The following is a 21,178-nucleotide window of genomic DNA, read 5'->3' on the forward strand; positions in this document are numbered from 1 at the left end:
CATGAGTCTGACCCACATCAAAGTAAAAGGCGCCCGCGAGCATAATCTCAAGGGCGTGGATATCGAGCTTCCGCGCGAGAAGCTGATCGTGATCACCGGCCTGTCCGGCAGCGGCAAGTCGAGCCTTGCGTTCGATACCATCTATGCCGAGGGGCAGCGGCGCTATGTCGAGAGCCTCAGCGCCTATGCGCGGCAATTTCTCGAGATGATGCAGAAGCCCGATGTCGAGCATATCGAGGGGCTGTCACCCGCGATCTCGATCGAGCAGAAAACCACCAGCCGCAACCCGCGCTCGACCGTCGCGACGGTGACCGAGATTTATGACTATATGCGCCTGCTCTGGGCGCGCGCCGGTGTGCCTTACTCGCCGGCGACCGGCTTGCCGATTACCGCGCAGACCGTTTCGCAAATGGTCGACCGGGTGATGACCCTGCCCGAAAAGACCCGTTTCTTCCTGCTCGCGCCGGTGGTGCGCGGACGCAAGGGCGAATATCGCAAAGAATTGCTGGAGTGGCAGAAGGCCGGTTTCACCCGGGTCCGGGTCGATGGCGAATTTTACGATATCGAGGAAACGCCCAAGCTCGACAAGAAATACAAGCATGACATCGAGGTGGTCGTCGACCGTCTCGTGGTGCGTGAAGGCATGGAACAAAGGCTGGCCGACAGTTTCGAGACCGCGCTGCGGCTGGCGGATGGCTTGGCTTTTGTGGATTTGGCTGATGGGACGGTTGAGGAGGCTTTGGCGATTGCCAACCGTGCTTCGACAAGCTCAGCACGAACGGCGAGTGTCGCGGAAGCCCAAACTCCGTTCGTGTCGAGCGAAGTCGAGACACCCCTCTCGACTGCGCTCGAGGCGAACGGAAAAAATGCTGATTCGCCGCAGGGCAAAATGAAAGGCACCGGCCTCCCGCCAAACCGGATCGTCTTTTCCGAACGCTTCGCCTGCCCGGTCAGCGGCTTCACCATCGAGGAAATCGCACCGCGTTTATTCTCGTTCAACGCCCCGCAAGGCGCCTGCCCGTCCTGCGACGGTCTTGGCGAGAAGCTGCATTTCGACACCCAGCTGATCGTGCCCAATCCGGCGCTGAGCATCAAGAAGGGCGCGGTCGTGCCCTGGGCGAAGTCCAACCCGCCCTCGCCTTATTATATGCAGGTGCTCGGCAGCCTCGCCCGGCATTTCGAATTTGATCTCGACACGCCGTGGAACGAATTGAGCGAACATCATCAGGATATCGTCCTCAACGGTACGCAGGGTCTGCCGGTCACGCTCCGCTTTCAGGACGGGCGCAAATCCTATGAAGTGAAGAAGCCGTTCGAAGGCGTCGTCGGCAATCTCAAACGGCGGATGCTGCAGACCGAGAGCGCATGGATGCAGGAAGAACTGGCCAAGTTCCAGGCCGCGGCACCCTGCGAAACCTGCCACGGCGCGCGGCTCAAGCCGGAAGCGCTGGCGGTCAAGATCGCGGGCGAGGATATCTCGATATCAACCCGGCGCAGCGTCGGTGATGCGCTGGAATTTTTCGAGGGTCTCGGCGCACAGCTCAACAAGACGCAGAGCCAGATTGCCGAACCGATCCTCAAGGAAATCATCGAGCGACTGGGATTCCTTAACAATGTCGGGCTGGATTATCTCAATCTCGACCGGACCAGCGGTACATTGTCCGGCGGCGAAAGCCAGCGCATCCGTCTGGCCAGCCAGATCGGCTCGGGCCTCAGCGGCGTGCTCTATGTGCTCGACGAACCGAGCATCGGCCTGCACCAGCGCGACAATGACCGCTTGCTGACCACGCTCAAGCGGCTGCGGGATCTCGGCAACACGGTGATCGTGGTCGAACATGACGAAGATGCGATCCGCACCGCCGACTGGGTCGTCGACATGGGCCCGGGTGCCGGTGTCCATGGCGGCGAGGTTGTCGCCGAAGGCACGCTCAAACAGATATTGAAATCGAAGAGATCTCTGACCGCCGCCTATCTCAACGGAACCCGCGAAATCGAGGTTCCGAAGAAACGGCGCAAGGGCAATGGCAAGAAGCTGACCGTTCACGGCGCCACCGCCAACAATCTGCAGAATGTCACGGCCTCGATCCCGCTCGGCACCTTTACCTGCATCACCGGCCTGTCCGGCTCGGGCAAAAGCTCGCTGACCATCGACACGCTTTACGCAGCAGCAGCCCGCACGCTCAACGGCGCGCGGGTGATTGCCGGCGCGCATGAGAAAATCACCGGCCTGCAATATTGCGACAAGGTCATCGATATCGACCAGTCGCCGATCGGACGCACCCCGCGTTCGAACCCGGCGACCTATACAGGCGCGTTCACCAATATTCGCGACTGGTTCGCCGGCCTGCCCGAGGCGCAGGTTCGCGGCTACAAGCCCGGCCGGTTCAGTTTCAACGTCAAGGGCGGCCGCTGCGAAGTCTGCCGCGGCGACGGGTTGATCAAGATCGAGATGCACTTCCTCCCCGACGTTTACGTCACTTGCGAGGAATGCCACGGCAAACGCTATAATCGCGAAACGCTCGAAGTGAAATTCAAGGGCAAGTCGATCGCCGATATTCTCGACATGACGGTCGAGGACGCGGTCAGCTTCTTCAAGGCAGTGCCGCCGATCCGCGACAAGATGGCCATGCTCTATGAAGTCGGCCTCGGCTATGTGAAAGTCGGCCAGCAGGCAACAACCCTGTCCGGCGGCGAGGCGCAGCGGGTCAAACTGGCCAAGGAACTGTCGAAACGGTCAACCGGACAGACACTCTATATTCTCGACGAGCCCACCACCGGTCTTCATTTCGAGGATGTCCGAAAGCTGCTGGAGGTGCTCCACCAGCTGGTCGAGCAGGGCAATAGCGTGGTGGTGATCGAGCATAATCTCGACGTCATCAAGACCGCCGACCATATCATCGACCTCGGCCCCGAAGGCGGCGTGCGCGGCGGCGAGATCGTCGCGCAAGGCACGCCGGAAGAGGTCGCCAAGGTCAAGGCAAGCTTCACCGGCGGCTATCTGAAGGATATGCTGGCGAAGTGAGCCGCGATCAAAGGAAGCTGTTGTTTGTCTGTTCCCGCAACCGATTGCGCAGTCCCACTGCCGAAGCGGTGTTGAATGGTGTGGAAACGGTAACTGCCATTTCCGCAGGCACGAACAATGACGCCGAAACACCGCTATCCGGCGATCTGATCATATGGGCGGATATCATCTATGTGATGGAGACCGCCCACAAGAAGAAGATCACCCGGACATTTGGCGAATTGCTGAAGGATAAGCCCGTCAGAAATCTTGCTATTCCGGACAATTACAAGTTCATGGAACCGGATCTTGTCACCAGAATAAAATCCAAATTCCCGGAATATTTCTCTTAATAGCGTAGCGCCTTCGCCTGCCAAAGCAGCAGCAACGGTGACAGCAATTCGACAACCATCGCTCCGATTTGCTCGGTCGGTGCTGGGCCTACGGTAAGGTAGGATACCGCCCTTGCGCATCCACCGATGAAGAAAAACAATATCCCGAAGCGGAACAGACTGGCCCGTCGCCTCAGATCGCCGGCGCTGTAGAAAAACATCGCGGCAACCCCGAGATAAACGCCGGAATAATAGCGATACTGGTTATCCAGCGCGATGCTGAACGGGTCTCCCCCCATATGCTCCGCCGCTCCGAAAAATATTCCGTTCACGCCGAACCAAAGCGGAATGAAGCTAATCAATATTGTGGCAAAGCGAAACGCGATCATATGATATCCCCCTGTTTTCCCTTCCCTCCGAACAGAGAAGAGTTTGTGACTTTGCAGACTGGCTGCCCAGCCATGATTATTGAGGTTGTGATTTCGTCCAATTGCGAAGCCCCCTCATACGGCTCAGGCCAACGAATGGATTCACAAGCCGTGAAAGCCCTTTCCCTTTGAAAGAAAGCTCACACTCATCGCAAATCCCGGAACCACCGATGACCCATTCGACCGGTTCTGCTCTTCGTTGATCAATGAAGACTGCCACGGAGGAATCGCACTGTCAATTTTTGTGTGCAATATCAGTCGTAAAGCGACAATCAGCAGAGAAATGGGCGAAGGCACTCCGATCATCCGAAGCCTGAATCGCGACCTTCAGTTACAAGCCCGCTAGAGCCGTTCAAGCCGAACCGGGAGTCCGTCTTTCGGCTGCGGGATCGGAAAAGCCTGCCATTCCGGCTCATGATCATCACCGCCCTGCAAAACGATACGGTTCTGGGTGAGCATGGCATGCATCAATATCTTGATCTGCATATAGGCAAAATGCAGGCCGAGACACATATGCGCGCCACCGCCAAATGGTACCCACGCATATTTATGCCGTCCGGCACTATTTTCCGGTGTGAAGCGCAATGGGTCGAATTTTTCCGGATCGGGCCAGTGCTTCTCCATCTTGTGGACGAATTGCGGACTGATGCCGACATTTGTGCCGGCCGGGATCGTATAGTTGCGGAAGGTAAATTCCTTGAGCGCGCGACGCGGGATGCTCGGTACCGGCGGAATAAGGCGAAGCGACTCCTTGAACGCCATTTCGGTGAGGTCGAGCTTGCCCAATTGTTCCATGGTCAGCACCGTACCGGCCGGCGCCACCGACAGGCACTCCTCGCGCAGGCGGTCCTGCCATTCGGGATTCTTGGCCAGCAAATAGACCATGCTGGTCGCCGAAGAGGTGATCGTGTCATGGGCTGCCATCATCAGGAAGTTCATGTGGTCGACGACCTCATCCTCGGTCAGCAGTTCGCCATTCTCATGGGTTGCCAGACAGATCTGGGTGAAGATATCCTCGCCGCCCTTGGCCCGGCGCTCCTTCACTTGCGGCGTAAAATACTCCAGCAGATATTCGCGCGCCTTCACGCCTTTCCACATCTTCGTAAACGGGATCGGCTTGCGTGCAATACCGATCGAAGCCTGGACTTCATCGACAAATGCCTTGTTGATCTTGTCCGCTTCCGGTCCCCAGGGGATGCCGAGAATCGCGCTCGCAGCGGTATCAAGCGACAGCGATTTTATCGCCGGATAAAATTCGAATTCGGTATCGCCCCATTCGGCGACACGGTCCAATATGCCTTCGCCCAGCACCTGGCAATGATGCTTCATCGGTCCGGGCTTGAAGGCAACCGAGAGCGCCTTGCGGTCGGCTCTGTGCCGTTCGAAATCCATCAGCATCAGCCCCCGCGGGAAGAGATTGTTCAGCACCGGACCCCAGCCTTGCTCGCTAGAAAATATCTTGTCCTTGTTGAACATCACCATTTCAGTAGCATCTGCTCCGAGCAGCATGACATTCTGCTTGCCGAAACTATAGGTACGATAAACCGAGCCGTAGCGGTCGAACATATATTTCCCGAAACCGATCGGATCCTTGATCACCTTCAGCGTTGTTCCGAATATCGGGATGCCGTTTTCGCCGGGAATATGCGCCAACTGGTCTTCGCCCGGAGTCTTCACCCAATGCGGATTGGCACTTTCCTCATAGGGATATCCATGCGGTTTTGCTAAAATTGTCGCCACGGGCCGAACTCCTGAAATAGTTTTACATGATCTTACTAGCTACTTTCATCAATGTCAGCAAGACCCTCCATTCATCGTTTATTCAATCGCAACATGATAGCCGGGACAAGAAAGACGCAGAATCGCGACCCGGCACATCTGGTGCCGTCAGGGCCGGTTTCGAGGAAAAAGATCATGACGCAATTTACGATGGCCCGGGCCCTGAAGTCCGCTGTGGCAGCGGGAGCATTATTGAGTCTGGGCGGCTGCATGTATGGCGGTGCCGGCTATTATGGCGACGGCTATGTCAACAATGGCTATGATTGCGATCCCTATGCGCCGTTCGACGATTATTATGCGTGCGATTCCGGCTATGGCTTTGCCAATATCGGCTTCGGCGGTGGCTGGTATGATCAATATTATTATCCCGGCTATGGTGTCTATATCTTCGATCGCGGAGGCAGGCGCCATGCCATGCGTGACAATCACCGGCGCCACTGGGCCAGACAACGGGCCGAATATGGCGGACATCACGTCAGAGACCGCAGTCGTAATCCGCAGCAGCGAGCCGAGCGACGCGATCGTCGTGACGGCGCGCAGGATCAACGGCGCGGCAATCGGGGCGACAATATTGGAACGCGCAATGGCCGCGGTGATCGTCCGGCGACAACGCGACCCGACCGAAATAGCCAGGCCGCACCGAACCGCAATCGCGGTGACCGGACGGGAACAACTGGCCGGCGGCCAGCGAGAGCGGTCGAACAGCCCCAAAGTCGGGCCGAACCCGCTGCACGGCCAGTGGAAACATCCCGGCCAGTGCGTGCAGCCCCCCCTCGCTCTTCACCGAGAACCAACCGCAACGGGCGCCTGAAGGTCAGCGACGACTAGGTCGGGCTGACGTTCATCTGCCGACAATAGCTTGGCAAATGATTGAATTTGGCGGCTTTTTGCCGATTGTCAGGCGAATGGTTAAGACAATTGTAATCATAGTGAATAGCCTATATCCTGGGTTCCCGAGTGAAGTTTCGAGGAATTTTGGCGATGGCGACCGCATTTAGCGATATTCAACCCGATGACTACACACCGTCGGAACAGCATCCGCAGCATGGCGTCATCATTGGCGGACCGGCGGCGCGGGCAAAGCGCATCGAATATGGCATATTGCTTTCGACAATGGTGCTGGGTTCACTCGGCGCCCTTTACTGGACACTCGCCTATTCGACCGGCTGGGTAGAATGGTCTGCCTTTCTGTTCGGTTTCGCCCTGATCAACATGGGCGTCGGCATCGGCTATCACCGCTATTTCACCCACCGCGCCTTCGAAGCGGGACCGAAAATGCGTCTCGCCATGGGCATCATGGCGCAAATGGCCTGTCAGGCTTCGGTCCTGAAATGGGCAGCCGACCATCGTCGCCATCACGCTTTTTCCGACGATGTCGGTGACGTGCACAGCCCCTATGTCGACGGCCACGGCAAGAAGATGGGCAAGCTGAAAGGGCTGGGCATCGCCCATTTCGGCTGGCTGTTCGATAATACGACCTCCGACATGCGCGTATATGGCAAAGGCCTGATCGACGATCCGCAGGTCTTGTGGTGCCACAAGCATCGCTGGTCGATCGCAATCTTCTCGAGCATCATCCTGCCGGCTCTCTGGGCGCTGGCCTTTGGCGGACCGGAATATATCATCGGCACGATCCTGATCGGCGGCTTCTTCCGCAATTTCTTCTTCCTGAATTTCGTCATGGGCGTGAACAGCATCGGCCATGTTTTTGGCTCGCAGCGGTTCAAGACCAAGGACGGCTCACGGAACAACTGGTTCATGGCGTGGATGACCTTTGGCGACGGATGGCACAACAACCATCACCAGCACCCGCGCGCGGCATCGTCGCAAGTGGCCTGGTGGGAATTCGATCTCAACGGCCAGATCATCTATCTATGGGAAAAAATGGGTCTGGTCTGGAACGTCCAGCGCGCCCCCGCCTATATTCGCAACGAAAAGGGTGAATGGGTCCAGAAAAAAGCGAAAGTCGCAATCCCCGGCCTGGCCGAACCGGAAGCCATGTCGGCTGACGATGGCGGCGTGATGTTCCCGGCCAAGGACAGACAGCCCCATATCGAGCCGGCTGAATAGCCGACAGCAAAGCGTTCGGCTAATGTGAGCGCAAGGTGATCGTCGCGGAGACCGCGCCATTGCCAGCCGGGCTGACGTTGAGCGCCTCGACCGCGACTCCCTCCCGTTCGATCCGTGCCAGCCAGCCGAATAATGCTGTCGGCTTGGCGGATTCGACCACCATGTTGACCCGGTTGCCTGACTGCGGAACGACGGAGCCAACCGCGATTCCCGTCTCCCCCGCGCTCTGGCTGACGAATGCATCGATCGCGCCGCTGAACTTCACCGTCGTCCCGTCGACCGGCTGCTGAAGCGCAGCAACCTTCGACTCGATCCGCGCCTGCTGCTCGACCGCACCGACATAGCGTTCTTCGGCAGCGGTCATCGCACCGAGCACCGGTCGTGCGATGCCATAATAGCCGACCAGTCCCGCCAACAATATGCCCGCAACCCCGACCAAGACCCGCTCCCTCTGGCTGAGCCCGGCAAACCAGTTTCTCGCATTGTCGATCATGGCGCCCTCACCGTAATATCCGCTTGTGCTGACCCCGTAGCATCGGTGCGCGGGGTCGCGGTGATGAGGAAGCCCGCTTCCTGCATCGCCAGCAGGGCCGGATTGATATCCTCGTTACGGACAGCGGACAATGTCGCCGACACGATCCCGTTCTCGCCATAAGCCATGCGGGTAATCGATACGTTCGGGACCTGTTGCAGCGCGGAATAGAGCGCCGAAGCCGGAACCGGGAACATGATATTGCCGCGGTTCTCGGCGACCAGCCGCTGGTCGAGCGCGCGTTCGGCGCTGTCCGGATTTTCCTGCTCGCCAACGAGGGGAGCGGCACTGGCAAGAGCCGCCTCGTCCGCTTCGCTCGCCGCCCACTGAAATTTCGCCAGTTGCACCAGCGGAACCGCGAGCGAGACAACAACCAGCGCCGCCGCCATCCAGCCGAGCCGGCGCTTTTGCGTTGCGTCCATCGCCCGCCGCGTCTTTTTCGCAAACGGCCCGCTGCGAAAATTCAGATCGCATTTTTCGGAAGCACCGGCCAGCATGGCGTCAAATGCATCGCCGGTGACCGGCACAATGGCCTGATCGGCAAATAGAATCTCGCGCAGCGCCGGATCATCGGTGGCGATAAGATTGTCCGCGCGAATGACCTGGTCGAAACCGAAATCTGCCGACACCGCCCCGTCACCGGTACCCGGCAGCAACCAGCCCGAGGGAATGATCGCGTCCGGGTCCAGTTCCAGCGCCTGCAAGCGGACCAGCCCGGCGGACAATATATCCCGTCCGACCGACGCCGTGACGACCGCGCCTGCATCGTCCATTGTCGCGACGATGTGAAGGTTCGCGCTGTCCAGACTATTGGCTTTCGCCGTCATACTCGCAGCGGCAAGCGCCTGATTGTCGGTCACGTCGCTGATCGCTTCATGCGCCATGATCATCGTCAAATGCGATGCAATTAGAGCAACCACGCGAATATCCGCCTGCGCCTCGTCCGGACCATCGGTCTGCGAAGCAGCCCGGGGATCGGGATCGCATCCTGCCCCCTGTACCGCGCCGTCGGCGACGCGCCACCAATAGAGCGCTTCGTCATCGGCGGCCGGAAAGGCGATCAGGAGAAGATCTGGGTTCACGCGCTGCTGTTCTTATTCGGCGTAAATATCGGCATTGTCATCTTCGCCGCCCGGCGCGCCGTCGGCGCCCAGCGAATAGAGATCAAAACCGGGGCCCTGACGGCCGGGATTGTCATATTGATAGGGCCGCCCCCACGGATCGTCGGGCAGCTTCTTGATATAGCCGCCTTTCCGGTAGCGGGCCGTGGTCGCCAGCGATGCGGGTGGCGCGATCAGGGACTGGAGTCCGTCGGACGATCCGGGATAGGCCAGATTGTCGAGCCGGTACATTTCCAGCGCCTGACCGAGCGTCGCAATATCCGCCCGCGCCTTCTGGACCATCGCTTTATCCTGACTGGGCAATACATTGATCACGACAATCGTCGTCAGCAGGCCAAGGATGAAGATCACCACCATCAACTCGACCAGAGTGAAGCCGTTGCGCTTTTGCTGCTTCCTGGCTTCCGGAGCCGTTTCTTCGTTCTCAATTTCAGTCGTCATGATCATTCCTTTTTCCGGCCCTATAGTCCGGCAAGATTCTGAAGCTGCAGGATCGGTAATAATATCGCCAATATCACCACCGCGACCAGCCCGCCAAGCGCCACAATGATGATCGGCTCGAGCAAGGACAAGGCGGTTGAGCTGAAATTGTCAAATTCCCGCTCCAGATAACCCGCCGCCCGGGCCAGCATGTCGTCCAACTGTCCCGATGCTTCGCCGCTGGAGGTCATATAGACCAGCATCGGCGGAAACACGCCGGTATTTTTGAGCGCCGTGGACAGGCTTCCGCCGCCTCTTATCGCTTCCACCATATCTTCCGAAGCCTTGCGCAATACGCTGTTGTGGATCGTCTCGGTGGTCAGCCGCAATCCCTCGATAATCGGCAGGCGGCTGGCCACCATCGTCGAAAGGGTTCGCGCCAGACGCGCCGCATGCAGATCACGCAGCAAGCGGCCGACAAATGGCAGGCGCAGCAGGAAACCGTCAAAACGGTATTTGAGTTGCGGCTCCTTGAGCGCGCGCCAGCCGATCAGAACCATCAGTCCGATGAAAATCGCAATCGCCCACCACCAGTCGGCGAGAAAGCTGGAAATGCCGATGACGATCCTCGTGACCATCGGCAGTTGCTGATTCACGTCGTCAAACTGCTCGACCACCTTGGGCACGACCGCGATCATTAGCAGCGCGACGACAATGACCGAGACCAGAGCCAGGACCGCCGGATAGGCCAATGTGCCGATCAATTTCCCCCGCAATTCTGCCTGTCGCTCGAGCAAGTCCGCCAGCCGTTCGGTGATATCGGGCAAAGTGCCGGAGCTTTCCCCCGCAGCTATCATCGCCCGGTAGAGCGGCGGAAAGCTTTTTGGTTCGCGCCGCATCGCCTCCGACAATCGCTGCCCCTCGATCACCCCGCCATGGACCGTCGCAATCCGTTGTTGCACATGCGGTTTCTCATTCTGATTGCCGATCAGCCGCAGCGCTTCCTCGAGCGGGCTGACCTGCACCAGCGACGATAATTGACGGGTGAATAATGTGAGTTCTTTTGTTGTCAGCTTTTTTGGACCGAACAGGCCGGCAGATTCCTTGCCCTGCTTGCCTGATTTGCCCTGCGCCGCTTCCATCTTGACGACATAGAAATTGCGCTCGGTCAGCTTCGCCCGAGCGGCATCATCGCTGGCCGCAGTCAGCCGCCCGGTCTTTTCCCGCCCCTTGGGGTCAATGGCGCTATAGGCATATTCAGGCATCGACCGCTTCGCTCTCGCGCCGGGAGATACGGATAGCCTCTTCAGCCGTTGTGAGCCCTTCGCGGACAAGCGCTCGCGCGGCGACACCCAGATGCGGCTGGTTGCGGAAGGCATGGGCACTGATTGCGGCCTCGTCGCCGCCGTCATTGATCAGCTTGCGAAGCTTGTCGTCGATGCGGATCGCCTCGAACACGCCGATACGCCCCTGAAAGCCGGTCTGGTTGCAATGTTCGCAACCGGTCTCGCGATAGACCACCGTGCCGTCGTCAAAACCGAGCAGCGAGGCCAGACTGCCATCGACCTCTATCGGTGTGCGACAATGTTCGCACAGTTTTCGCACCAGTCTTTGGGCGATGACCGCGCGCAAAGTCGAGGCGAGCAGAAACGGTTCCACCTTCATGTCGCGCATTCTGGTGATCGCACCGACCGCATCATTGGTGTGCACGGTGGAAAGCACCAGATGGCCGGTGAGGCTCGCCTGCACCGCAATTTCGGCGGTCTCGCGGTCGCGTATCTCGCCGATCATCACGACATCGGGATCTTGCCTGAGGATGGCGCGCAGGCCCGCAGCGAAGGTGAGACCGACCTTGGCATTCACCTGCGTCTGGCCAATGCCCTCGATCGCATATTCAACCGGGTCCTCGACCGTCAGGATATTGCGGCTGCCGTCATTGAGTTGCTTGAGCCCGGCATAAAGCGTGGTGGTCTTGCCCGATCCGGTGGGGCCGGTGACCAGGATGATACCATTGGGTTCGCTGAGCGCATCAGTCAGGATCGCGTGGGTGCTTGGCGACATGCCGAGCAGATCGAGCGAGATGCCCGCGCTTTCCTTGTCGAGAATCCGCATCACCACCCGTTCGCTGGCACGGTTGGGCAAGGTCGAGACACGCACATCGAGAAGCTTGCCGCCGAGTGTCAGGCTGATCCGGCCATCCTGCGGTATCCGGCGCTCGGCTATATCGAGCCGCGCCATCACCTTGATCCGGTTGACGATCACGCCTGCGACATGCGGCGGCATACGCAGTTTCTCGGTCAGCACACCATCGACCCGCATCCGCACCACCAACCCGGTCTCATAGGGTTCGATATGAATATCCGAAGCGCCTTGGCGCGCCGCCTCTGCGATAATCCCGTTGATCAGCCGGATCGTCGGCGCATCATCGGCACTGTCGAGCAAATCTTCTGCGCTCGGAATATCCCCGGCAATATCGTCCAGACCCTCGCCCGCCAGCGCCATATCACCGGCCATGGCGGCGGCAGAGCCATCCATCGCATAATGGGCGCTGAGCAGCTTCTCGAACGCCGGACCATCAACCAGCTCGACATCAAAGGGCAGCGCCAGATAGCGGCGCACCTCGAGCAGGGCAGACGGATCGGAACCCTCGCGCATCGCCAGCGACAGCCGTTCACCGCTGCGCTCCTGGATCAGCAGACCATGATCGCGGGCATAGGAATAAGGCAGGTCTTTGACGGCTGCCGACATCACAAGTCCGCCATCCGCTTCGGAGACCACCGTTTCTGTTCCCCGAGCGATCTTCATCATCGCTTCCCGCTGGTCCCGCTCGCCGGCAGAGGAGCCTGCTCGATAATGCCGCTGTCCCTGACCGCAGGCATGTCGCCGGGCGCATAGATGATCTGGTCATCCGGACGCGCCTCGACCGATGGCGGCACGGTGCCGAGATAATCGCGGACCAGAGCGTCAATCGACGGCTCCTGATCGGGGTTCCGGCTGAGCTGCCGATCACGGATATAGCCATAGCGCGCGCTCGAGAAACGCCGTGCATCATTGGGGTCTTTCAGGATCGTCGGCCGGATGAATACCATCAAATTGGTCTTGACCCGCGACTTGCCACGCGACTTGAATAATTCACCGAGGACCGGAATATCCCCCAGAAATGGCACTTTCTGGATCGTGCGCCGTTCGTTATCGTCGAGCAGACCGCCCAATGCGATAATCTCGCCATCACCCACTGTTACCGTGGTGTTGATTTCCCGCTTGTTGATGATCAGCTCGCTGAAATCGTCGGAAACCGGCCCGGCAATCGAACTGACCTGCTGGCGCAATTCCATCCGGACCTCGTCGCCCGCGTTGATCTGCGGCGTCACTTCCAGTTCGATCCCGACATTCTGCCGCTGGATCGTGCGGAAAGCATTGTCGAAATTGCCCGACAGCGCTTCGCCGGTCGACACCGGGATTTCCTGCCCGAACAATATGCTGCCCTTGAGATTGTTATTCACCGTCAGCGAAGGCGTCGACAGCACATTGCTGTTGCTGTCCGACTGCACCGCATTGATGATCGCACCAAGCACGGCACTGCCGCCAAGGCTGGTCGCAAATCCGCCAAAGCCGCCCCGCGCGCCGAGAACGGCATCCGCGGCATTCTGGCGCAACGCATCGCCGACCGAACTATTGGTGGTCGTCGTTGTCGCGGTAGTTGTCGTCGTGGTCGTCGTGGTATCGAACTGGTCGGCCAGCAAGCCGCCTGCAACATCGACGATATTGGGAGAAGCATTGGAGAAATTGGTCACCGCAAAGGGCACGTCCTTGCCACCAACGAGCCATTGCACGCCCAGCTCGCGGGCCAGCGTTTCCGAAATCTCGACAATGATCGCCTCGACAACCACCTGTTCCTGCCGCGTGTCGAGCTGGCGGATCAGTTCGCCGATCATCCGCTGCACATCGGGGTTGGCCGCAACAATGATCGCGTTGGTCCCTTCCAGACGGGTGACGATCGAGGGCCCGCGACTGGCAATGCCATTGCCGCCGCTGCTGACAGCGGGTGCCGCGGCGCCTTCACCGCCGCCAGCTGGCGCAACCGTCGCCGAACCGCCGCTTGTTCCGTTACTGCCCAGCAGATTCTCGATCACTGGCAAGAGATGTTCGGCATTGGCATAATCCAGCCGGTGAACCCGTATCTCGGTCCCCGATTCCGCGCCCTTGTCCAGTTCCCGCGCCATTTGCGCAAAGCGCGTTACCGCACCGGGATCACCGCGCAACGCCACGCTGTTGCTGCTGTCGATCGGCACCACGGTAACCGGCGCGCGCAGGCCTTCGCCACCGCCCTGTGCAGCCAGCGCCTGTAACGAAGTTGCGATTTCGCGGGCACCGGCGTTCTTCAGAGTGACGATCGTGCTCGCGGCGCTGTCGCGGTCTATCTCTCCGACCAGACTGCGAATCCGCCTGATATTGTCGGCATAGTCGACGATCACCAGGCTGTTCGCATTACGGTTGGATGTGATCGAGCCCTGCTTGCTGACCAATGGCCGCAATGTTTCCAGCGCTTCGGACGCGACAATCGATTTGAGCCGCACGACCTCGGTCACCATCTGGTTGCCCTCGGCGCCACGCGAACCGATCCGGGTCGGCTGCGAAGCCGCGCCATCGGCGGGCTGGATGCGATAGGCGCCACGGGTCGTCGGAATCGCGACCAGATTATTCGCACGCAGAGTCGAGAGAAATATCTCGAAATATTCCGATCGGCTAAGCGGACGGTCGGTGACCACCGAAACCTTGCCCTGGACCCGGCTGTCGAGAATGAAGGTACGGCCGGTCACCTTCGCCGCGTCCTGGACGAAGGCGCGAATATCGGCATCCCGGACATTGAGCGTATGCTGGGCCGACGCTGGCGCAGCCGACAGGCTCGCACAAAGCGCAAGGACGGCGATAATCCGGGTGAACAAGCTACGCATCAAGGGGCTCCCAGATTGACTGCTATCGGAACTCTATCGGCTCCGCGCTCTACTTCGACCGACAGGCGCGTGCCTGGCCGGATTTGGCTTTTCAACGCTTCGATATCGCCGGCCGAGCCGACCGGATTGCCGTTGATCGACACGATGATATCACCATTACGAAAACCGGCGCTGTTGAACAGAGCGCCATCTCCCAGAGGAGACATCACGATGCCGGTCACCCGGCCCTGATCGTTACGCGGCGCCAGCGATGCGACACCGGGAATTTCATTGCCGCCTGTGGTCAGGGACGCAGGTGCAACCGGATCGTCCGCGCCCACCGTCTGCGCCGGTATCGACTGGTCGAGATACAGGCTCTCGCGGACCCCGCCGCGGTCGATGATCACATGGTCGAATTCGACGCTGCTCAGCGTGACCCCCGACAGGATTTCTTCGCCCACGACATAATTTGTCTGCACCCCGTCCGGTCCCGCCAGTATCGCCGAACCCAGTCCCGAGGCCTCGTTCATCCGGATACCGAAAAGCGTCAGTTGCAGCGATGTCACCACATTGGCGCTTTGCGCCGCATCGCTGCGGAAAAACGGATCAAAGCTGCTGAACAGGGTCAGGCGCGATTGCGGCGACAGGATTTCCACATCATCGGCGCGATAATCGCCGACAGGGCCCAGCGGGGTCAGGACCAGCCAGATCAGGCGAACCGACTGAACCAGCAATAAAACAGCCAATATGGCGAACAGAACAGGATAAGGCCCCTTCTGGTTATACCAGCGGGCCAAGCTGCCAAATCTGTCCGAAAAGCTGTTTCCCACGAATCCCCGCAACCTTGCAATCCCCGTCGCGCTATAGCGATTTCACGTCCGTTCGACGACTCATTGATGACAAATATATTACAGATCGAGCCTAATGGGCTGAAAGCATCAGGGCAATTGCATGTTCAGCAGAGCGCCAAGATCATCGAGCGCCTGCTGCTCTGCCGACACCTTGATGGCGGCCATACCCAGAGCGGCAGCCGGTTTGCAGTTGATCCCGAGATCGTCAAGATAGATACATTGTGCCGGCTCGACGTTCAGCGCCTCGCACATCATCTGGTAGATCCGCGGATCGGGCTTGCGGATGCCCGCCTTGCTGCTCTCGATAATATGGTCGAAGCGCAGCATGACAGCTTGCACCGCAGCGGCTTTTTCATCGTCCATCGCCATGCCCGCGCCCTTGCCAGCCGGTACATTGTTCGTGATGCAGGAAATCGTGAACCCTTCGGTTTTCAGACGGTCCAGCGTTGCCACCATCCGCGGACGCACATCACCGGCCAGCCGCGCCAGCACATCGGCGCCGCGCAATTCTATGCCGATCGCCCGCGCTTCCTCCGCAAAGGCTTCGTCGAAACCGTCACCATCGATTTCCGCCCGCTCAAACCGGGCCCACGCATTATGATCGGGATTGGCGCTGTTGATCTGGCGCACACTGTCTTTCGGCACACCTTTTTCCGCCTCGAGCCGGTTGAACGCTTCAAAGGGGGACGATGTGATCACACCGCCGAAGTCAAAAATTACGGTCTTATATGTCATGCAACAACTGCTCCAAAAATTGATCCGATAGCGGCGGTAGCTGCCATGGCAGCAGCTCCCCAGAAAGTCACGCGAACCACAGGCCGCACCATCGGCGCGCCGCCAAGCATGGCTCCGACGGCTCCCAGCGCGGCAAGCAACAACAAGGCTGCGCCGGACACTATCCAGATCAACATCTGCCCGCTGAACAGCGCCGCAAGAATGACCGGCAAGATCGCCCCGGCAGCAAATGCCAGAGCGGAAGCAGCGGCGGCCTGCAAAGGCCTGGCAGAGAAATGCTTGGTCAGGCCGAGTTCGTCGCGCAAATGCGTGCCCAGAGCGTCATGCGCCGTGAGCTGGTCGGCAACCTTCTCGGCAAGATCGGCGGTCAATCCCCGGTTCTTGTAAATCGATATCAGCTCCAGCCGCTCGGCCTTGGGCTGGTGCTCCAGCTCCCAGGCTTCCTTGGCCCGCTCCGCCTTCTCGCTATCGGCCTGCGAACTCACCGAGACATATTCGCCCGCAGCCATCGACATGGCTCCGGCCACCAGTCCCGCGAAGGCAGTGAGCAAAATCGTCTCCTGCGAGGTGGCGGCGGCGGCCACCCCGACCACCAGACTGGCGGTCGATACGATCCCGTCATTGGCCCCCAATACGGCAGCGCGCAGCCAGCCTACCCGGTCAAGCCGATGTTTTTCATTATGTACTTTTGCCAAGATGGATTCCTATTTGTTCAAATATTCCAGCTTGAGGCCCGGGCGTTTCCAGCGGGTCTTGACCAGTTTCCCGGTCGCCGACAGGCAGATCCAGGCGTCCATCATATCCTCGCCGCCAAAGCAGATATTGGTGGTGAAGATATCCGGCGTCTCAACAAATTCAACCAGTTCGCCTTCCGGAGAGACGACGCTGATCCCGCACTCGCCGATGGTCGCGACGCAGATATTGCCGCATTCCTCCATAGCCAGACTGTCGAAAAACTTATAGCCGGAGGGGCGATAGAGCGGAATACCCGGACCGCCCGGCCCGGCATCCGCCGCGACCTTGCCAGGCGCGGTGATGTTGAACTTCATCAGGCGGCAAGTGAAGGTCTCGGCGGCGTAAAGCGTGTTGCCATCGGGTGAAATGCCGATGCCATTGGGATTTTGCGAAGGAAAAATCACTTCTTCCAGATGGCTGCCATCGGCCTTGGCATAGAAAATCCCGACAATATCATGACAGCGTTTTGCATAGTCGGTCTTGCCATGGTCGGTGAACCAGAAACCGCCGTGGGCGTCGAACTGGATATCATTGGGACCGCGCAGGATGCAGCCGAAATCGCCGTCATTATACAGCGTTTCGACTTCGCCGGTGTCGGGATCGACCCGCTGGATGCTGCCGCCGACATAATCCTTGGCAATGCCCGCCGGGGTCAGGAAGCCATTTTCCTCATGATATTCGAAACCGCCATTGTTGCAGACATAGATTTTGCCATCCGGGCCCATCGCCGCGCCATTGGGACCGCCACCGGTTTTTGCGACCAGCTGTTTGGTGCCGTCGGGCAAGACCCGGGTGAGCTGCTGCGCCTCGATTTCGACCAAAATGACGCTGCCGTCGGGCATGGCAATCGGCCCTTCGGGAAAGCGCAGGCCTTCGGTGACTATTTCCATGACTTTTTCCTCTCGAATTTTAGGACAGTCATTGCGGGAATTGGACGACAAGTCTAGTGCCAAGAGAGACAGTTTCAGGAGCAACTATGTCCAACGCATATCCCAAAAAATTGCAACTCCATATCGATGGCGAATGGGTTGATGGCGAAGATCGCGAAGTCCATCAGGTCGTCAATCCGGCGACGGGGCAGACTATCTCGGACCTGCCCAAAGCGACGACCGCCGATCTCGACCGCGCACTGAGCGCAGCCGACCGGGCCTTCCCGATCTGGCGCGATACGCCGGTGGCCGAGCGCGCCGTGATATTGCACAAGGCGGCAGACCTGATGCGCGAACGCGCTCCGGAAATTGGCCGTCTGATGACTTACGAGCAAGGCAAGCCGCTGCCTCAGGCGATTGGCGAAGTTACAGCTTCGGCCAGTCATTTCGACATAATGGCCGAAGAAGCCAAGCGCTGTTACGGTCGCGTATTGGTACGCCCCGCTGGTCAGAATAGTTTCGTCAAATATCAGCCGGTCGGACCGGTCGCCGCGTTCAGCCCCTGGAATTTTCCGATCTTCACCCCGGTACGCAAGCTGGCCCCTGCCATTGCCGCCGGCTGCTCGATCATTCTCAAGCCGGCGGAAGAAACCCCGGCCAGCCCGATCGAGATGATCCGCTGCCTCGTCGATGCCGGCCTGCCCTCCGGCGTCGTCCAGATTGTCTTCGGCGATCCGGCAGAAGTCTCCAGCCATCTGATTGCCTCACCGGTGATCCGCAAGATCAGCTTCACCGGATCGGTTCCGGTCGGCAAGCATCTGATGAAGCTCGCCGCCGAAGGCATGAAGCGCACCACGATGGAACTCGGCGGTCACGCACCGGTGCTGGTCTTTGATGACTGCGATATAGAAAAAGCGCTCGATCTGACGGCGATGCAAAAATATCGCAACGCCGGGCAGGTCTGCGTGTCCCCGACCCGTTTCTATGTCCAGTCCGGAATTTACGACCGGTTCGTCAAAGGTTTCACCGAACGCGCTGCCAAGGTTGCGGTCGGCGACGGCTTTGCCGACGGGATTGAAATGGGGCCACTCGCCAATCCCCGTCGCCCCAGTTCGGTCGGCGATATGATCAAAGATGCCAAGAGCAAGGGCGCAGAAGTCATGCTCGGCGGCAACCGGCAGGACAAGGACGGCTTTTTCTTTGATCCCACCGTATTGTCGCACGTTCCGCTCGACGCCAATATCATGAACGACGAGCCGTTCGGTCCGGTCGCGGTGCTGCGGCCCTTCGACACGCTCGACGAAGCGATTGATCAGGCCAACCGTCTGCCGCTCGGTCTGGCCGCTTATGCCTTCACCAACAGCCTGCACACAGCCAACATGGTCGGCGATAAAATCGAAGCAGGAATGGTGGCGATCAACAATCTGACCGTCAGCCCCGGGGACGCACCTTTCGGCGGCGTCAAGCAAAGCGGCCACGGGTCGGAAGACGGACCAGACGGATTGAAAGCCTATATGGTGACCAAGGCGATCCATCAGGCTTGATTTGCAAGCAGGCCTAGAGACAGCAGAACGCGACAGCGTTCTCAATTTTGTCGCACGAAGACACGAAGGCACGAAGAAGACTGGATAGTTAAATTTCCTTCGTGTCTTCGTGTCTTTGTGCGACATATAAATAGATAAATTGCAGCTAAAGCTGCGGGTGAGCATGGAGAGAGAAACATGAAAAAACGCACCGGCGCGCAGATTTTGGTCGATCAGTTGCTCATCCAGGGCACCGAGCGTATCTTCACCGTTCCCGGAGAAAGCTTTCTCTCCGTTCTCGACGCACTGCACGACTGCGGTTCGATCCAGACCGTCTCCACCCGGCAGGACGGCAGCGCCGCCTTCATGGCCGAAGCTGATGGCAAGATGACCGGCGCGCCCGGCATTGCCTTTGTCACCCGCGGCCCCGGCGCGACCAATGCCAGCATCGGTGTCCACACCGCGATGCAGGACAGCACGCCGATGATATTGTTTATCGGTGATGTTGCTCGAGACGACCGCGACCGCGAAGGCTTTCAGGAAGTCGATTTCACCGCGATGTTCACCCCGCTCGCCAAATGGGCCGCGCGGATCGACAATGCGGCACGGATTCCGGAATATATCGCCCGCGCCTTCGATACCGCGAGCAGTGGCCGCCCCGGCCCGGTGGTTCTGGCCCTGCCCGAAGACATGTTGCGCGACGAGGTCGAGGCGCTGGACCGCCCCAAAGTGGTCGCCCCGGCCCAGCCGCTCTGCCCGGACGCGATGACTACGCTCACCGATATGTTGCGCGATGCCACCGACCCGATCGCGATCATCGGCGGCGCTGGCTGGAGCGCCAAGAGCACGCATTATTTCGCCCAATATGCCGAGCGCATGGGGCTTCCCGTGGCGGTTGCGTTCCGGCGGCAGGATAATTTCCCCAACGAGAGCCCGGTCTATGCCGGCAATCTCGGTTACGGCCCCAATCCCAAGCTGATCCAGCGGATCAAGGATGCCGATCTGATACTGGCGGTGGGCGCTCGGCTGGGCGAGGCGACGACGGACGGTTACACGCTGATCACGCCCGATCACCCCGATCAGATCCTCGTCCACGTCCACCCCGATCCCGACGAACTCAACCATGTCTATCGCACCGACCTGCCGATCTGCGCGGAGATGGATGAATTTGCCGAACAGGTCGCCCTGTGGGAAGATGATCTGCTGAGTTTCGATGCCGGCAAGGACGCCCACGCAGACTATCTCGCCTGGTCCACCCCACAACCCACGGCTGCGAAACTGGACCTCGGCCAGTGCGTGGCAGCGATGCAGGAGCAACTTCCCGCCGACGCGATCATCTGCAATGGCGCCGGCAATTTTTCCGGCTGGTGGCACCGCTACTGGAAATATGGCGCTTTCCCCAGCCAGCTTGCCCCGACATCGGGTGCGATGGGTTACGGTGTGCCTGCGTCGGTCGCAGCAGCCCTTCGCTTCCCCGACCGCGTGTCGGTGGTTGTCGCCGGCGACGGCGATTTCATGATGAACGGCCAGGAACTCGCCACCGCAATCCAATATGACGCCAATCTGCTGGTGCTGGTGATCGACAATGGCAGTTTCGGCACCATCCGCCTGCACCAGGAACGCGAATATCCGGCAAGGCCGTCGGCGACATCCCTAAAGAACCCCGACTTCGCGAAGCTGGCCGAAGCTTATGGCGGATGGAGCGCGACCGTGGAAGATACAGACGCATTCGCGCCCGCTTTGGCACAGGCGATGCAGCGGAAAGGATTACGGTTGCTGCACCTGAAAACCGATGTCGAATTTTTAACCGCTGCCGGTGCGACGGTGAGCGGGTTCAGAAGCCGCTAA

Annotated in this window: 18 protein-coding genes; 6 read left to right on the plus strand and 12 right to left on the minus strand. The window is 59.4% G+C overall.

From position 1 onward, the window contains the following. Position 1 precedes the first annotated feature (1 nt). Positions 2-3,022: an excinuclease ABC subunit UvrA gene (gene uvrA / locus AACZ86_RS10325; protein WP_339692144.1), complete on the plus strand. Its 3,021-nt coding sequence runs from the start codon at positions 2-4 to the stop codon at positions 3,020-3,022. Continuing rightward, positions 3,019-3,354, plus strand: a complete 336-nt coding sequence (locus AACZ86_RS10330; RefSeq protein ID WP_339692146.1) for a phosphotyrosine protein phosphatase — start codon at positions 3,019-3,021, stop codon at positions 3,352-3,354. Before uvrA ends, AACZ86_RS10330 begins: the two co-directional genes overlap by 4 nt. Here the strand turns inward: AACZ86_RS10330 and AACZ86_RS10335 are convergent. Continuing rightward, entirely contained in the window at positions 3,351-3,722 is a 372-nt protein-coding gene (locus AACZ86_RS10335) for a DUF4345 domain-containing protein (protein WP_339692148.1), read from the minus strand. The two genes, AACZ86_RS10330 and AACZ86_RS10335, sit on opposite strands and share 4 nt — an antisense overlap. A gap of 381 nt (positions 3,723-4,103) precedes the next feature. Continuing rightward, the gene (locus AACZ86_RS10340) at positions 4,104-5,501 is read right to left on the minus strand and encodes a cytochrome P450 (protein ID WP_339692149.1); all 1,398 of its coding nucleotides are present in this window, start codon (positions 5,499-5,501) and stop codon (positions 4,104-4,106) included. A gap of 174 nt (positions 5,502-5,675) precedes the next feature. Between AACZ86_RS10340 and AACZ86_RS10345 the strand changes: the two genes are divergently transcribed. Together AACZ86_RS10345 and AACZ86_RS10350 are read left to right on the plus strand one after the other, a co-directional pair. Continuing rightward, positions 5,676-6,368: a hypothetical protein gene (locus AACZ86_RS10345; RefSeq protein WP_339692152.1), complete on the plus strand. Its 693-nt coding sequence runs from the start codon at positions 5,676-5,678 to the stop codon at positions 6,366-6,368. Between the two features lie 153 nt (positions 6,369-6,521). Beyond that, positions 6,522-7,610: an acyl-CoA desaturase gene (locus AACZ86_RS10350; protein ID WP_339692155.1), complete on the plus strand. Its 1,089-nt coding sequence runs from the start codon at positions 6,522-6,524 to the stop codon at positions 7,608-7,610. 19 nt (positions 7,611-7,629) lie between these two features. Here the strand turns inward: AACZ86_RS10350 and gspM are convergent, their stop codons facing one another. The 10 genes from gspM to AACZ86_RS10400 all read right to left on the minus strand — a co-directional run bounded on the left by gspM (position 7,630) and on the right by AACZ86_RS10400 (position 17,828). Next, entirely contained in the window at positions 7,630-8,103 is a 474-nt protein-coding gene (gspM, locus tag AACZ86_RS10355; protein ID WP_339692159.1) for a type II secretion system protein GspM, read from the minus strand. Next, complete coding sequence (locus tag AACZ86_RS10360) at positions 8,100-9,224, minus strand: hypothetical protein (RefSeq protein WP_339692161.1); 1,125 nt, start codon at positions 9,222-9,224, stop codon at positions 8,100-8,102. The genes gspM and AACZ86_RS10360 overlap by 4 nt, the downstream gene beginning before the upstream one ends. 12 nt (positions 9,225-9,236) lie before the next feature. Beyond that, a complete protein-coding gene (gene gspG / locus AACZ86_RS10365) occupies positions 9,237-9,704 on the minus strand; it encodes a type II secretion system major pseudopilin GspG (RefSeq protein WP_339692162.1) in 468 nt (155 codons plus the stop codon). Positions 9,705-9,724: 20 nt separating this feature from the next. Continuing rightward, positions 9,725-10,948 carry a type II secretion system inner membrane protein GspF gene (gspF, locus tag AACZ86_RS10370; RefSeq protein WP_339692164.1) on the minus strand — a complete coding sequence of 408 codons (1,224 nt, stop codon included), beginning with the start codon at positions 10,946-10,948 and terminating at the stop codon, positions 9,725-9,727. Next, complete coding sequence (gene gspE / locus AACZ86_RS10375) at positions 10,941-12,431, minus strand: type II secretion system ATPase GspE (protein ID WP_339692279.1); 1,491 nt, start codon at positions 12,429-12,431, stop codon at positions 10,941-10,943. The genes gspF and gspE overlap by 8 nt, the downstream gene beginning before the upstream one ends. A gap of 56 nt (positions 12,432-12,487) precedes the next feature. Then, positions 12,488-14,638 (minus strand): type II secretion system secretin GspD, encoded by a 2,151-nt coding sequence (gspD, locus tag AACZ86_RS10380; RefSeq protein ID WP_339692165.1) that lies wholly within the window; start codon positions 14,636-14,638, stop codon positions 12,488-12,490. Continuing rightward, positions 14,638-15,447 carry a type II secretion system protein N gene (locus AACZ86_RS10385; protein ID WP_339692167.1) on the minus strand — a complete coding sequence of 270 codons (810 nt, stop codon included), beginning with the start codon at positions 15,445-15,447 and terminating at the stop codon, positions 14,638-14,640. Before AACZ86_RS10385 ends, gspD begins: the two co-directional genes overlap by 1 nt. Before the next feature lie 108 nt (positions 15,448-15,555). Beyond that, entirely contained in the window at positions 15,556-16,203 is a 648-nt protein-coding gene (locus AACZ86_RS10390) for an HAD-IA family hydrolase (RefSeq protein ID WP_339692170.1), read from the minus strand. Then, a complete protein-coding gene (locus tag AACZ86_RS10395; RefSeq protein WP_339692172.1) occupies positions 16,200-16,898 on the minus strand; it encodes a VIT family protein in 699 nt (232 codons plus the stop codon). Before AACZ86_RS10395 ends, AACZ86_RS10390 begins: the two co-directional genes overlap by 4 nt. A gap of 9 nt (positions 16,899-16,907) precedes the next feature. Continuing rightward, complete coding sequence (locus tag AACZ86_RS10400; RefSeq protein WP_339692174.1) at positions 16,908-17,828, minus strand: SMP-30/gluconolactonase/LRE family protein; 921 nt, start codon at positions 17,826-17,828, stop codon at positions 16,908-16,910. A gap of 86 nt (positions 17,829-17,914) precedes the next feature. On the opposite strand from AACZ86_RS10400, the gene AACZ86_RS10405 reads away from it, so the two are divergent. Then, positions 17,915-19,351, plus strand: coding sequence for an NAD-dependent succinate-semialdehyde dehydrogenase (locus AACZ86_RS10405; protein ID WP_339692177.1), 1,437 nt, complete (start codon positions 17,915-17,917; stop codon positions 19,349-19,351). 177 nt (positions 19,352-19,528) lie between these two features. Next, entirely contained in the window at positions 19,529-21,178 is a 1,650-nt protein-coding gene (locus AACZ86_RS10410) for a thiamine pyrophosphate-binding protein (RefSeq protein WP_339692180.1), read from the plus strand.

This window comes from uncultured Parasphingorhabdus sp., from assembly GCF_963975735.1.
GTDB lineage: Bacteria > Pseudomonadota > Alphaproteobacteria > Sphingomonadales > Sphingomonadaceae > Parasphingorhabdus.

Coding starts and splice junctions, on each gene's coding strand:
- uvrA (WP_339692144.1), top strand. CDS start 2: ATGAGTCTGACCCACATCAAAGTAAAAGGCGCCCGCGAGCATAATCTC.
- AACZ86_RS10335 (WP_339692148.1), bottom strand. CDS start 3,722: ATGATCGCGTTTCGCTTTGCCACAATATTGATTAGCTTCATTCCGCTT.
- AACZ86_RS10345 (WP_339692152.1), top strand. CDS start 5,676: ATGACGCAATTTACGATGGCCCGGGCCCTGAAGTCCGCTGTGGCAGCG.
- AACZ86_RS10350 (WP_339692155.1), top strand. CDS start 6,522: ATGGCGACCGCATTTAGCGATATTCAACCCGATGACTACACACCGTCG.
- gspM (WP_339692159.1), bottom strand. CDS start 8,103: ATGATCGACAATGCGAGAAACTGGTTTGCCGGGCTCAGCCAGAGGGAG.
- gspG (WP_339692162.1), bottom strand. CDS start 9,704: ATGACGACTGAAATTGAGAACGAAGAAACGGCTCCGGAAGCCAGGAAG.
- gspF (WP_339692164.1), bottom strand. CDS start 10,948: ATGCCTGAATATGCCTATAGCGCCATTGACCCCAAGGGGCGGGAAAAG.
- gspE (WP_339692279.1), bottom strand. CDS start 12,431: ATGTCGGCAGCCGTCAAAGACCTGCCTTATTCCTATGCCCGCGATCAT.
- gspD (WP_339692165.1), bottom strand. CDS start 14,638: ATGCGTAGCTTGTTCACCCGGATTATCGCCGTCCTTGCGCTTTGTGCG.
- AACZ86_RS10390 (WP_339692170.1), bottom strand. CDS start 16,203: ATGACATATAAGACCGTAATTTTTGACTTCGGCGGTGTGATCACATCG.
- AACZ86_RS10400 (WP_339692174.1), bottom strand. CDS start 17,828: ATGGAAATAGTCACCGAAGGCCTGCGCTTTCCCGAAGGGCCGATTGCC.
- AACZ86_RS10405 (WP_339692177.1), top strand. CDS start 17,915: ATGTCCAACGCATATCCCAAAAAATTGCAACTCCATATCGATGGCGAA.
- AACZ86_RS10410 (WP_339692180.1), top strand. CDS start 19,529: ATGAAAAAACGCACCGGCGCGCAGATTTTGGTCGATCAGTTGCTCATC.